We start from the raw sequence: 12,940 nt of genomic DNA, 5'->3' as shown, positions 1-12,940 counted from the left end.
CCGGACCTGGCACAAGAGGCTCCCGGGATGTGAGAGCAATCTTGTTCCCTACGCAGGCGCTAACCTGATCAGGTTCAACGGGATCCGCAACTTTGCGATCTCAGCCTTTGCATCAAGGCACCCCGACAAGAACCTGCGCAGTCTAAGCTGGAGTGGTCGGCAAAGCCAAGCGGGTATTTGGGGGGCATGACAAAAGGCACAAACAGTGGATTGTTGATGCCTGCGCGTGGCACTACACTGGCGCACCGCTCGATACCCGACAGTACAGTAATTAAATCTTGATCAAGGATTGCCCTATGCTGCGCAAACTCTCACTGGCGATTGCCGTGTCTTGTGCGACCCACGGAGTGGCGTGGGCAGTGGATACGCCCACCACGGTCAAGACCGACCTGGTCAGCGTCTACCAGGAAGCGGTCGACAACAACGCCGACCTGGCCGCCGCCCGCGCCGACTACGGCGCCCGCCGCGAAGTGGTGCCACAGGCCCGCGCCGGCCTGCTGCCCAACCTGTCGGCCGGTGCCGAAATGATGAACACCCGAACCAAGCTCGACGACCCGTCGATCACCTCCAACCGCAGCGGCAATTCCTGGAGCGCCACCCTGGCCCAGCCGATCTTCCGCGCCGATCGCTGGTTCCAGCTGCAAGCCGCCGAAGCCGTCAACGAGCAGGCCGCGCTGGAACTGTCGGCCACCGAGCAGAACCTGATCCTGCAAACCGCCGAGAACTACTTCAGCGTGCTGCGCGCCCAGGACAACCTGGCCTCGACCAAGGCCGAGGAAGCCGCGTTCAAGCGCCAGCTGGACCAGTCCAACGAGCGTTTCGACGTCGGCCTCTCGGACAAGACCGACGTACTGCAATCCCAGGCCAGCTACGACACCGCCCGGGCCAACCGGATCATCGCCGAGCGCCAGGTGCAGGACGCCTTCGAGGCCTTGATCACCCTGACCAACCGCCAGTACAGCTCGATCCAGGGCGTGGTCCACACCCTGCCGATCCAGGTACCGATCCCCAACGACGCCAAGGCCTGGGTCGAAACCGCCGGGCGCCAGAACCTCAACCTGCTGGCCACCAACCACGCGGTCGATGCCGCCGAAGAGACCCTGCGCCAGCGCAAGGCCGGCCACGCGCCGACCCTCGATGCGGTGGCCAAGTACCAGAAGGGCGACAACGATAGCCTCGGCTTCACCAACCCTTCGCAGAACGGCATCCGTTACGGCGGCGACGTGGAGCAGACCAGCGTCGGCCTGCAGTTGAACATTCCGATCTACAGCGGCGGGCTGACCAGCTCGCAGGTACGCGAGGCCTACCAGCGCCTGAGCCAGAGCGAGCAGCAGCGCGAGAGCCTGCGCCGCCAGGTGGTGGAGAACACCCGCAACCTGCACCGCGCGGTGAACACCGACGTGGAACAGGTGCAGGCGCGCAAGCAGTCGATCATCTCCAACCAGAGCGCGCTGGAAGCCACCGAGATCGGCTACCAGGTGGGTACCCGCAACATCGTCGACGTGCTGGATGCCCAGCGCCAGCTGTACACCTCGGTGCGCGACTACAACAACAGCCGCTATGACTACATCCTCGACAACCTGCGCCTGAAGCAGGCGGCGGGGACCTTGAGCCCGCAGGACCTGCAGGACCTGGGGCGCTACCTGAAGGCCGACTACAACCCGGACAAGGACTTCCTGCCACCGGACCTGGCGGCGGCGGCGGCGAAGAATTTCGAACGCAGGCCTTGAAGGAACGAGTTTCGTGGGAGCGGGCTTGCCCCGCGATAGGGCCCTATCAGGCAGTGATGTTGCCTGGTCGGACGCTATCGCGGGGCAAGTCGCATCGGCGCACCGCCGCTCCCACGGGTACCTACAAACTCAGCAGTCGCCCCAAACCATCCAGCAACCGCTGCAACGCGCCCTGATTGGCCTGCATCACCGCCCTGCCCGCCTCGCCCATGCGTCGGGCATCCTGCGGCAGCTCGACCAGGCGGCGCACCGCGCCGGCCAGCCCCTCGGCATCGTCCACCTGCTGCAACGCCCCTGCATCACGCAGCATCGCGCTGATCTCGAGGAAGTTGAACACATGCGGCCCCATCAGCACCGGCAACGCCAGCGCTGCGGGCTCCAGCGGGTTGTGCCCGCCGGTGGCCACCAGGCTGCCACCGACAAAGGCGATGTCGGCCAGGGCATAGAGGAACAGCAACTCGCCCATGGTGTCGCCCAGCAGCACCTGGGTCTGGGCCTGAACCGCCTCCCCCGTGGAACGGCGCACCGTGGCGAATCCGGCGCTGCACAGTGCATGCACCGCATTGAAGCGCTCGGGGTGGCGCGGCACCAGGATCAGCAGCGCATCGCCGTGCACCTGGAGCAGTTGCCGGTGCGCGTCGAGGATCAACGCATCCTCGCCGTCATGGGTGCTGGCGGCGATCCACACCGGGCGCTGCGCCGCGCCCCATTGCTCGCGCAACGCCTGGGCGCGGGGCAGCAGCTGCTCATCGACTTTCAGGTCGAACTTGATCGACCCCGTCACCTGCACGCATTCGCTGCGCGCACCAAGGCTGCGAAAGCGCTCGGCCTCGGTCTCGGTCTGCACGGCGATCAGGCTCATTTCCTCGAGCATCGGCCGAGTCAGGCCGGCAAAGCGGGCATAACCACGCGCCGACCGCTCGGACAACCGCGCATTGGCCAACGCCACCGGGATGCCGCGCTTGGCACACTGGTGGATATGGTTCGGCCACAGCTCGGTTTCCATGATGATGCCCAGTTTCGGCCGCACATGGTCGAGGAAGCGCCCGGCCGCCCAGGGCAGGTCATAGGGCAGGTAGCAGTGCTGCACCCGCGGCTCGCCGTCGAACATGGCGCGGATGCGCTCCGACCCGGTCGGGGTCATGCAGGTCAGGGTGATCGGCAGGTCCGGGTACTGCTTGAGCAGCGCGCGAACCAAGGGCGCGGCAGCGATGCTCTCGCCCACCGACACCGCATGCACCCAGATCCCGCCCTGTTTCAGCGGCGGCAGCTTGCAGGCGAAGCGCTCATTGATACGTGCACGGTACGCCGGCGCCTTGCGCCCACGCAGGAACAGGCGCAGCGCGACCAGCGGCAGGCCCAGGTGAAACAGCAGGGAGTAGAGGGTTCTGTTCATGGCGGCGGAGTTTACCCGATCGCACGCAGGTGCACGGCAAAACGCTCGGCCAACCATTGCGCCGCCGGCCCCAGCGGCTCGTCACGGCGCCAGGCCAGCTCGGCCACCAGCGCGGGCGGGCGCCACTCGCTGTCCAGCTCGACCATCTGTGCCTGGTAGGTGGGGTACTGCACCACGTGGCGCGGCAACCAGGCCCAGCCCAGGCCGCGCATCAGCAGCTCGGCCATGGCGTAGAAGCTGTCGGCACGCCAGACCTGCGGGCTGATCGCCTCGCCGCCCGGATAACCGCTCTGCTGTGGGGTGATCAACAACTGGCGATGACGCGCCAGCTGCTGACGGCTGACCTTGCCCTGCCCTGCCAAGGGGTGGCCGATGGCGCACACGGTGACCATCTCGACGCTGCCCAGGGCGCGCCGCTCCAGCGAGGAGGGAATGCTTTCGTGGTGGAAGAACAGGCCCAGGTCGGCACGTCGCTCCACCAGCTTGCGCGCCACATCGCCCTGGGCACCGCTGGCCAGCTGCACTTCCAGGTAGGGGTAGTGCGCGGCCAGTTCGTCGAGGCTGTCGATCACCGGCTGATAGGGCATGGCCTCATCCTGGGCTACCCGCAGCAAGGCTTCCTGGCCGCGCATCAGGGCCAGCGCCCGGCCGTCCAGGCGTTCGCACTGGCGCAGCAGTTCGCGGGCGTCTTCCAGCAGTGCCGCGCCGCTTTCGGTCAGCCGCGGCTGGCGGCCACTGCTGCGCTCGAACAGGGTCACGCCCAGGTCGGTCTCAAGCAGGGCGATGGCGGTGCTCACCGCTGACTGCGCCTTGCGCTGCTCCCGCGCCACGGCGGAGAACGACCGCAGTTCAGCGGTGCGCACGAACAGGCGCAGTTGCTCCAGGTTCCAGTGTTCGGTCATGACCAACCTATCTCCATTGCAGATAGGTAATGACTTTACCCCATCCCAGCATCCCCTAGAATGCCCGACCAGCAACGGAGGAACCGAACCATGAACGCCTATACCTATCTCGCCATCGCCATCTGCGCCGAAGTCATCGCCACTGCTTCCATGAAAGCGGTCAAGGGCTTGAGCACGCCGTTGCCGCTGCTGCTGATGATCTGTGGCTATGGCGTGGCGTTCTGGATGCTCACCCTGGTGGTGCGCAGCATCCCGGTGGGCATCGCCTATGCAATCTGGTCGGGGCTGGGCATCGTGCTGATCAGCGTCGCAGCGCTGGTGATCTATGGGCAGAAGCTGGATGTGCCGGCTATGTTGGGGATGGCCATGATTGTCGGCGGGGTGGTGGTGATCCAGGTGTTCTCGAACACTGCCGGGCACTGAGACCGGTCGCATTTTTTGCGTGGGAGCGGGCTTGCCCCGCGATGACGATAGCGGGATGCCTACCTGATCGCGGGGCAAGCCCGCTCCCACGACCAGCGCCCTTGCACAGCCTGTATACTGCGCACCTTGTCCCAGCTTTAGAGGTGCCCGCATGCCATCCGCCATTTCCACCGACGTGCTGATCGTCGGTGCCGGGGTCGCCGGCCTCTGGCTCAATGCCCGCCTGCGCAAGCAGGGTTATTCGACCGTGCTGGTGGAGCGCGCCAGCCTGGGCGGCGAGCAGACCATCAAGTCGCAAGGCATCATCCACGGCGGCACCAAGTACGCCCTGCATGGCGCCCTGACCGGCGCCTCCGAGGCCATCGCCGACATGCCGCGGCGCTGGCGCGAAGCCCTCGCCGGCACGGGCGAGCTGGACCTGACCGGCACCCGCCTGTTGTCCGATGCCCACTACCTCTGGTCCCCCGGCACCCTGGCCGGCAACCTCACCAGCTTCTTCGCCAGCAAGGCCGTGCGTGGCCGGGTCGACCAGGTCAAGGGCGAGCAACTGCCGCCGGCCCTGCAGGACCGCGCCTTCAAGGGCAAGGTGTACCGCCTGGCCGAACTGGTCATCGACGTACCCAGCCTGCTGGCCAACCTGGCGCAGCTGGCCGGTGACAGCCTGCTGGCCGGCGAGCGCATCGAAGCGTTGCGCGAGGGCGACGAACTGGTCGGGTTGAACGTCGATGGCCGCGAGATCCGCGCCCAGCGCATCGTCCTCAGTGCCGGTGGCGGCACCGAAGACCTGCTGCACGCCCTCGGCCTGAACCAGCCGACCATGCAGCGCCGCCCCCTGCACATGGTCCTGGCCAAAGGGCCGAACCTCAAGCCGCTGTATGCCCACTGCCTGGGCGGCGGGCCCAAGCCGCGCATCACCGTCACCACCCACCCGGCGGCCGACGGCCAGTGGGTGTGGTACCTCGGTGGCGACCTCGCCGAAGCCGACGGCGTCGCCCGCGAACCGGCCGCGCAGATTGCTGCCGCGCAAAAAGAAGTTGCCGGCCTGTTGCCCTGGGTCGATCAGAGCCTGATCCGCTGGGCCACGCTGCGCATCGACCGTGCCGAACCTGGGCAATCTGGCCTGGTGCGCCCGGACAACGCCTTCCTCGCCGAGCAACAGCGCCTGCTGGTGGGCTGGCCGACCAAGCTGGCCCTGGCGCCGGACCTGACCGACCGCGTGCTGGCCAGCCTCGAGCGCGACGGCATCCGCCCGGCCGCCCGCCCCGACCTCACCGACCTGCCGCGCCCGCCACTGGGCGTACCGGCCTGGGAGCAACTGCTGCCATGAGCCTGCCAACCCTGCACGATCATCACCGCGCACTGGGTAGCACCGGCCTGCGTGTTTCGCCACTGGGCCTGGGCACGGTCAAGCTCGGCCGCGACCAGGGCGTGAAATACCCCAACGGCTTCACCATCCCCGATGACGAAGCCGCCCGCCTGCTGCTCGCCCAGGCCCGCGAATTGGGCATCAACCTGATCGACACCGCACCGGCCTATGGCCGCAGCGAGGAGCGCCTGGGCCCGCTGCTGCGTGGCCAGCGCGACCAATGGGTGATCGTCAGCAAGGTCGGTGAAGAATTCGACGACGGCCAATCGCGCTTCGACTTCAGCGCCGCGCACACCCGTCGCTCGGTGGAGCGCAGCCTCAAGCGCCTGGAAACCGACCGCATCGAACTGGTGCTGGTGCACTCCGACGGCAACGACCTGGCGATCCTCGAGCACGAAGAGGTTTATGAAACCCTTGCCGCACTCAAGCAGGAGGGCAAGATTCTCGGCTATGGTTTCTCTGGCAAAACCGTTGCCGGTGGCCTGAAAGCCCTGGAACAGGGCGATTGCGCCATGGTCACCTACAACCTCAACGAGCAGGCGGAGCGCCCGGTGCTGGACTACGCTGCCGAGCACGGCAAGGCCATCCTGGTGAAGAAAGCCCTGGCCAGCGGGCATGTCTGCCTGGCCCCCGGGGTCGACCCGGTGCAGGCCAGCTTCGAGCTGCTGTTTGCCCACCCGGGTGTGAACAGTGCCATCGTCGGCACCATCAACCCGCTGCACCTGGCCCACAACGTGGCCACCGTCGCCCGCATCCTGGCCCGGCCCTGAGCCGCCCGGGCGGGGGCCCAACGCAAGGAGGAGCCTCGTGCCGCGTACGCTGATCCGCAAGAACCCGAGCAACTTCAAGACGCTGCCGCTGCACGTCGAGGCCACCCCCGATGGCCTGACCTACCAGAGCATCGGCATGCCGCTGAACTTCGCCCAGACCCTGCAGCGGCGCAAGGCCATTCAGGTCGCCGACTCCGAGCACTTCGTGGCCGAGCTGGCCAACCTCGGCGTCTCGGTGCGCCTCACCCTGAACTGGCAGGGCCGCGACTACTGGGTGCTGGTGCGCCAGCGCCGCCAGGACCGTGGCGATGTGGTGCTCAAGCTGATTTCCGGCTATGTGCCCGCCCACGAGTTGAACCTGCCGCTACTCACCGCCATTCAGGAAGTGGCCGAGGAATGCCTGCTGGAAACGCCCGAGGGCTGGCTGGGCGGGCGCTTCAACGATACCTGGCTGCCGGCGCCCTACGCCGCCGCCCTGCACTACCGCGAAGCACCGCCCTTCGTGCTCTCGCCCGAATCCGGCGCCGCCCGCCCGGTGCACTGTGCCAAGCTGATGCTGCTGGAGCGGCCACGGGCCTACGTGCACCTGCCGACGGCCTCGCTGCAGTTGATCTATGACCTGCGCCTGCAGGTGCCCAGGGAAGCCAAGCCGTTGAGCCTGTTCCACGTCGATGAACGGCTGGAAGGTGATCAGTTGGTGGCGCGGCTGAACCGCAAGCGCCCGGACCTGTACCTGATGCCTTTGAAGGATGGCCAGCCGCTGCCTGAGCTCTACACCCTGAAGAAGGACCAGCTGCTGCCAGCGAGTACGCGCGGGGTGTGGCTGGCAGAAAGCTTTGCGCGCCAGGAGGGCTGGGTGGTACGCGATGAGCGGGTGCGCTGGCGGGATTGGCTGAAGCAGCAGGGGCTGGCCCAGAAGCACAAGCCGGAAACGCACCTGCAGCGCTTCAGTGACAAGGCCCGCGAGTTGCTCGAGCGGGCGCGAGACAAACTGCACAAATGATCGCGGGGCAAGTCGCACCGGCGCACCGCCGCTCCCACGAGCGTTTAAGACCGTGAGAGCGGGCTTGCCCCGCGATTGCTACAGCATCAGTGCTTGCGGATCTTCTCGACAATGGCGGTGGTCGAGCTGTTCTCGACCAGCCCCAGCACCTTCACCGTACCGCCGTAGGCCTTGACGATATCGGCGCCGACCACCTGGTCGATGCCATAGTCACCGCCCTTGACCAGCACATCCGGCTTCACCTGGCGCAGCAGGTTCTCCGGGGTGTCTTCAGGGAAGCTGATCACCCAGTCCACCGCACCCAGCCCAGCCAGCACGGCCATGCGCCGATCGACACTGTTGATCGGCCGGCCCGGGCCTTTCAAACGGCTGACCGAGGCATCGTCGTTGATCGCGACAATCAGCCGGTCGCCTTGGGCGCGCGCTTGCTCCAGATAGGTCACGTGGCCGGCATGCAGGATGTCGAAGCAGCCATTGGTGAAGACGATCTTCTCGTTGTGTGCACGCGCATCGTCGATCGCCAGCAGCAACTGCTCCAGGCCCAGCACGCCCCGCTCGGAACCTTCTTCGCGCTGGATGGCCCGGCGCAGTTCCGGGGCACTGATGGCCGCCGTACCGAGCTTGCCGACCACGATGCCAGCGGCCAGGTTGGCCAGGGCGACGGCGTGGGGCAGCTCTTCACCGGCAGCAATGGCGGCGGCCAGGGTAGAGATCACGGTATCGCCGGCACCGGTGACATCGAACACTTCACGGGCCCGAGCCGGCAGGTGCAAGGCCGGGTGGCCGGTGCGCAGCAGGGTCATGCCGTGCTCGCCACGGGTCACCAGCAGCGCGCCCAGGTCGAGCTCGTCGAGCAGGGTGAGGCCCTTGGCGACCAGTTCGGCTTCGTCGGCACAACGGCCGACGATGGCCTCGAACTCGCTCAGGTTGGGCGTGATCAGGCTGGCGCCACGGTAGATGGAAAAATCCTTGCCCTTGGGGTCGGCCAACACCGGAATGCCTTTGGCCCGGGCGGCCTGGATCAGCGCCTGGTGGTTCTTCAGCGCGCCCTTGCCGTAATCGGAGAGCACCAGCACCTTGATGCCTTCGAGCAGGCCGTCGACCTCGGCGCCCAGCGACAGCGCGTCGGTGGCGAAGGGTTCTTCGAAATCGATGCGCAGCAGTTGCTGGTGACGGCTCATGACACGCAGCTTGACGATGGTCGGCTGGTGCGCAATGCGCTGGAAGATCGAGCGCACGCCGGCAGCCTGCAGGCTGTTGGCGAGGCTGTCGGCAGCCTCGTCCTGGCCGGTGACGCCGACCAGCGCGGCTGGCGCGCCCAAGGCGGCAATGTTCAACGCGACGTTGGCCGCACCGCCGGGGCGATCCTCGATCTGATCAACCTTGACCACCGGCACCGGCGCTTCAGGCGAAATACGTGAAGTACCGCCATGCCAGTAGCGGTCGAGCATGACATCGCCGACCACCAGTACCGGGGCTTGATCGAAACGCGGCATGGACAACTTCATGGGCAACCCATATGAAAAAGTGAACAGGGGCAGGATATTAGCACAGGGTCGAGGATGGCTTTACGGCCAGCTTCACTGTGGACAACTGCAGTGACAATCGGGGCCATGCAGGCCCCGATCTTTGAGGTTTCAGGTGATATCGGCGTTTTCCGGCGCATCCAGGCCCATGGCATGCAGGCGGGCATAATAGCCATTGGCCGCCAGCAGCTCGGTGTGGGTCCCACGCTCCACCAGCCGCCCCTGGTCCATCACCAGGATCATGTCGGCCTTCTCGATGGTCGACAAGCGGTGGGCGATCACCAGGGTGGTCCGGCCTTGCATCACATGGTCCAGGGCCGCCTGGATATGCCGCTCGGACTCGGTATCCAGGGCCGAGGTGGCCTCGTCGAGGATCAACAGCGGTGCGTTTTTCAGCAGTGCCCGGGCAATCGCCAGGCGCTGGCGCTGGCCGCCGGAGAGCAGTACGCCGTTCTCGCCGACTTCAGTATCGAAGCCCTTGGGCAACTGGTCGACGAACTCCTTGGCATAGGCATCGGCCGCCGCGGCTTCGATGTCGGCGCGCGGCGCGCCGGCGAGGTCGCCGTAGGCGATGTTGTTGGCCACGGTGTCGTTGAACAGGGTGACGTGCTGGGTGACCTGCGACACGTGCCGGCGCAGGTTGCGCAACCGGTACTCCTCGATCTCCACGCCATCGAGCAGAATCTGCCCTTCGCTGTGGTGATAGAAGCGCGGGATCAGCGCCGCCAGCGTCGACTTGCCGCTGCCGGAGCGGCCGACCAGGGCAATCATCTGCCCAGGCTCGGCGGTGAAGCTGATATCGCTGAGCACCTGGCGCTCGGTGCCAGGGTAGGTGAAGCTGAGGTTGCGCACTTCCAGGCGGCCTTCGACCCGCGCCTTCTCGACGGTGCCGGTATCGACCTCCGGCTCTTCGTCGAGCTGCTCGAAGATGCTCTCGGCACCCGCAAGGCCTTTCTGGATGGTCGAGCTGACTTCGGAAAGCTGGCGGATCGGCTTGGGCAGCAGGCCTGCGGCAGTGATGTAGGCAACCATGTCACCGGCCGACGCATCGCCGCGCAGGAACAGCACCAGGAACATCAGCGCGGCCATGGCGGTGTAGATCACCAGCTGCAGCATCGGCGTGTACAGCGCGCCGGTCTTGGTCATGCGCAGTTGCTTGTCGGTGTTGCTCTGGCTGGCGTTGTCGAAACGCTGCTGCTCGTAGGCCTCGCCGCCGAAGCTGCGCACCACCCGATAGCCCTGGATGGTCTCGGACGCGACGTGGGTCACGTCGCCCATGGCCACCTGGATCTTCTTGCTCTGCTTGCGGAATTTCTTGCTGGCGGTACTCACCATCACCGCGATCACCGGCAGGATGGCGAGCATGACCAGGGTCAGCATCCAGTTCATCCACAGCAGGTAGACGAACAGGAAGACCACGGTCAGGCCTTCACGGATCACCACCTTGATCGCATCGGTGGCAGCACCGGTGACCATGGTCACGTTGAAGGTGATGCGCGAAATCAGGTGCCCGGAGTTGTGGTTGTCGAAATAGCGGTTGGGCAGCACCAGCAGCTTGTTGAACAACTCGACCCGCAGGTCGTGCACCAGGCACAGCGAAACCTTGGCCAGGAAGTAGTTGCCCAGGAACGAGCCCAGGCCCTGCCAGGCCGCGATCAGGATGATCAGCAGCGGCACGGCCTGCAGCAGCTGCAGGTCGCGCAGGTAGGGTACGTTGGGGAACAGGACGGCCTCTGGGTTGCTAAGGCCGTCGACGAAGTACTTGAGAATGCCGGCCAGCATCGGCTGGGTAGAGGCGAAGATCACGAAACCGACGATGCTCAGCAGGAAAATGCCGACGTAGGGTTTCACGTAGCTCAGCAGCCTGAAGTAGATCTTCAGGCTGGAGGAGTTCTCCGCCGGGAGCGGTGTTTCGGCCATCATCGAGCTCGCTGTTCAGGTTGAACCGGCGATTTTACCACAGGGTTGTTGCCGTACATGTGCCCAGGGCAACAACATCACCAGCGCCACTGGCAGCCAGCTGATGAACCATTCGGCGCGAGGGGTGCCGGTCAGGCTGGCGGCGTCGAACTGCATGGCCAGGGTGGAGAACACCCAGAAGCCGAACAGGACCTTGCCGAACAGCGTGGCGCGGGCCCGCACGATCTCGCCCAGGGCGAACAGCCAGACCGCCGTCCACAGCAGCATGCCGGGCAAGCCCAGCTCCACGGCGATATGGGTGAACATGTTGTGGGTGTGGTCGAACTCCTGGCCCGCCGCCTGTACCCGGTAGAAGGCACCCAGGCCAAGGCCGGTCAGTGGGTGTTCGCTGATCATCTGCATGGCCGCCTGGAAGATCTCCGGCCGGTACGATGAACCCCGCTGGGTGATCAACCCGTACATCAGGTAGAAGGCCACGGCGGTCGCCAGGGCCGCCAGCAGTGCGAACAGGGCGCTGCTGCGAGTGCGATGCCACAGCGGCGCCAGGATCACCGTCGCCACCAGCGCCAGGGCCGCACCACGGCTCTGGCTGAACAACACGAAGGCCCCCAGGCATGCCAGGGCAAGCGCCCAGGCCAGTTGCAGACCGCGCTGGCGCGGGTTGCCGTACAACAGCCACAGCGCCGCCGCTGCGACTACATAGCCACCCAGGATCGGGTGGGAAATTTCACCGATACCCTCGATACGGGTCACCAGTGGCTGGCCCTGCAGACCGTAGAAGCGCACCACCGAAATCAGCGCCGCCAGCGCCAGCAACCCGCCGCCCAGCATCAGCAGGCGCCAGATGCGGTCGATACCCGCCTGTGCCAACAGGGGGAAGGCCATCAGGAAAAGCACGATGTACAACAGCCGCTTGCCTTCGCGCGAGACATCCTCGGCGGTGGACCAGGCCAGTGTCACGGCACTCCAGGCCAACAAGCCCAGCAGCGCGAGCCACAATGCCGGCTGGCGCCGCCAAGCCTCGATGAACACCTGCCGGGCCGACCAGGCCAGGCCCAGGGTGGGCAACCACAGGAACAGGACCAGGCCCTGTTGGTAAACCTTGTTGCTCGGCGCCAGTGCGATCGCCGCCAGGAACCAGACAAAACCCAGCCCCAGCCAGGCCTTGGCCCAGCGCTTTTCGTACAACATCCCTTTCCCTCGTTGAAACCCGAATACACCGGCATGGTGCTAACAGATAATTTTCGGCATTATTGCCGGTCATTTTGCCTGCCCATGAAGACAAGGCCAGAACTCATGCAATGCTCCCGGCTTTCCCAGACCGACTTCGATCGGCTGATACTCGGCGCCAAGGTGCTAGAGGCAGATAGCCATGGTGCCAAAGTCTACCTGCTTGAAGATGGAAATATCCTCAAGGTTTTTCGTCGCAAGCGGCTGATTTCATCTGCGCTGCTGCGCCCCTACTCGCAACGCTTCATCGACAACGCCCTGCGCCTGGCGCAACTGGGCCTGCCAACCCTGGAAGTGATCAGCCATCACAAGCTGCCACTGCCTGGCCGCACCGCCGTGCTGTATCGCCCGCTGCCGGGCGACACCCTGCTGGGCCTCTCCCGCCAACCCGGCTTCAGTTGGGACGAGCTGTTGCCGCAGCTGATCGAGCTGGTCCGGCGCCTGCATCGCTCGGGTATCTACTTCCGCTCGCTGCACCTGGGCAACGTGGTGCAGACTCCCGAAGGGCTGCTGGGGTTGATCGACGTAGCCGACATGCGCTTCCTGCGCGCGCCCTTGTCATCGCGAATGGTGCGACGCAACGTGCAGCACATGGCGCGTTACATCGAGCGCGAGCAACTGGACCAGCAGTTCCCCCTCGCGCAGTTCCAGGCGGCCTTGATCGGCCACTGATG

General features: G+C 65.7%; 11 protein-coding genes and 1 riboswitch. Of the genes, 6 read left to right on the top strand and 5 right to left on the bottom strand.

Annotation, left to right across the window (positions count from 1 at the left end; all coding sequences use genetic code 11):
* Positions 1-28: 28 nt before the first annotated feature.
* Positions 29-135, bottom strand: a riboswitch (TPP riboswitch).
* A gap of 161 nt (positions 136-296) precedes the next feature.
* On the top strand, positions 297-1,730 hold the full coding sequence (locus F6X61_RS08005; protein ID WP_153786147.1) for a TolC family outer membrane protein: 1,434 nt from the start codon (positions 297-299) through the stop codon (positions 1,728-1,730).
* A 121-nt stretch (positions 1,731-1,851) separates the two neighbouring features.
* Here the strand turns inward: F6X61_RS08005 and waaA are convergent, their stop codons facing one another.
* Both waaA and F6X61_RS07995 read right to left on the bottom strand, forming a co-directional pair.
* On the bottom strand, positions 1,852-3,126 hold the full coding sequence (gene waaA, locus F6X61_RS08000; protein WP_153786146.1) for a lipid IV(A) 3-deoxy-D-manno-octulosonic acid transferase: 1,275 nt from the start codon (positions 3,124-3,126) through the stop codon (positions 1,852-1,854).
* 11 nt (positions 3,127-3,137) lie between these two features.
* A complete protein-coding gene (locus F6X61_RS07995; RefSeq protein ID WP_153786145.1) occupies positions 3,138-4,028 on the bottom strand; it encodes a LysR family transcriptional regulator in 891 nt (296 codons plus the stop codon).
* A gap of 90 nt (positions 4,029-4,118) precedes the next feature.
* Between F6X61_RS07995 and F6X61_RS07990 the strand changes: the two genes are divergently transcribed.
* The 4 genes from F6X61_RS07990 to F6X61_RS07975 all read left to right on the top strand — a co-directional run bounded on the left by F6X61_RS07990 (position 4,119) and on the right by F6X61_RS07975 (position 7,590).
* Positions 4,119-4,451, top strand: a complete 333-nt coding sequence (locus F6X61_RS07990; RefSeq protein WP_011535981.1) for a multidrug efflux SMR transporter — start codon at positions 4,119-4,121, stop codon at positions 4,449-4,451.
* A gap of 151 nt (positions 4,452-4,602) precedes the next feature.
* Positions 4,603-5,778, top strand: a complete 1,176-nt coding sequence (locus tag F6X61_RS07985; RefSeq protein ID WP_153786144.1) for an FAD-binding oxidoreductase — start codon at positions 4,603-4,605, stop codon at positions 5,776-5,778.
* Positions 5,775-6,587, top strand: a complete 813-nt coding sequence (locus tag F6X61_RS07980) for an aldo/keto reductase (RefSeq protein ID WP_153786143.1) — start codon at positions 5,775-5,777, stop codon at positions 6,585-6,587. The genes F6X61_RS07985 and F6X61_RS07980 overlap by 4 nt, the downstream gene beginning before the upstream one ends.
* A 37-nt stretch (positions 6,588-6,624) precedes the next feature.
* Positions 6,625-7,590 carry a metal ABC transporter ATPase gene (locus tag F6X61_RS07975; RefSeq protein ID WP_153786142.1) on the top strand — a complete coding sequence of 322 codons (966 nt, stop codon included), beginning with the start codon at positions 6,625-6,627 and terminating at the stop codon, positions 7,588-7,590.
* An 86-nt stretch (positions 7,591-7,676) separates the two neighbouring features.
* Here F6X61_RS07975 and hldE read toward each other — a convergent pair whose 3' ends face one another.
* The 3 genes from hldE to F6X61_RS07960 all read right to left on the bottom strand — a co-directional run bounded on the left by hldE (position 7,677) and on the right by F6X61_RS07960 (position 12,227).
* Complete coding sequence (gene hldE, locus F6X61_RS07970) at positions 7,677-9,098, bottom strand: bifunctional D-glycero-beta-D-manno-heptose-7-phosphate kinase/D-glycero-beta-D-manno-heptose 1-phosphate adenylyltransferase HldE (RefSeq protein ID WP_110995812.1); 1,422 nt, start codon at positions 9,096-9,098, stop codon at positions 7,677-7,679.
* Positions 9,099-9,227: 129 nt separating this feature from the next.
* On the bottom strand, positions 9,228-11,036 hold the full coding sequence (gene msbA, locus F6X61_RS07965; protein ID WP_110995820.1) for a lipid A export permease/ATP-binding protein MsbA: 1,809 nt from the start codon (positions 11,034-11,036) through the stop codon (positions 9,228-9,230).
* 15 nt (positions 11,037-11,051) lie between these two features.
* Positions 11,052-12,227, bottom strand: a complete 1,176-nt coding sequence (locus tag F6X61_RS07960) for an O-antigen ligase (RefSeq protein ID WP_153786141.1) — start codon at positions 12,225-12,227, stop codon at positions 11,052-11,054.
* Between the two features lie 105 nt (positions 12,228-12,332).
* On the opposite strand from F6X61_RS07960, the gene F6X61_RS07955 reads away from it, so the two are divergent.
* The gene (locus F6X61_RS07955; protein ID WP_153786140.1) at positions 12,333-12,938 is read left to right on the top strand and encodes a toluene tolerance protein; all 606 of its coding nucleotides are present in this window, start codon (positions 12,333-12,335) and stop codon (positions 12,936-12,938) included.
* Positions 12,939-12,940 lie beyond the last annotated feature (2 nt).

Source organism: Pseudomonas sp. EMN2, assembly GCF_009650555.1.
Taxonomy (GTDB): Bacteria; Pseudomonadota; Gammaproteobacteria; order Pseudomonadales; family Pseudomonadaceae; genus Aquipseudomonas; species Aquipseudomonas sichuanensis.
This window is presented reverse-complemented; position numbering and strand designations above follow the sequence as displayed.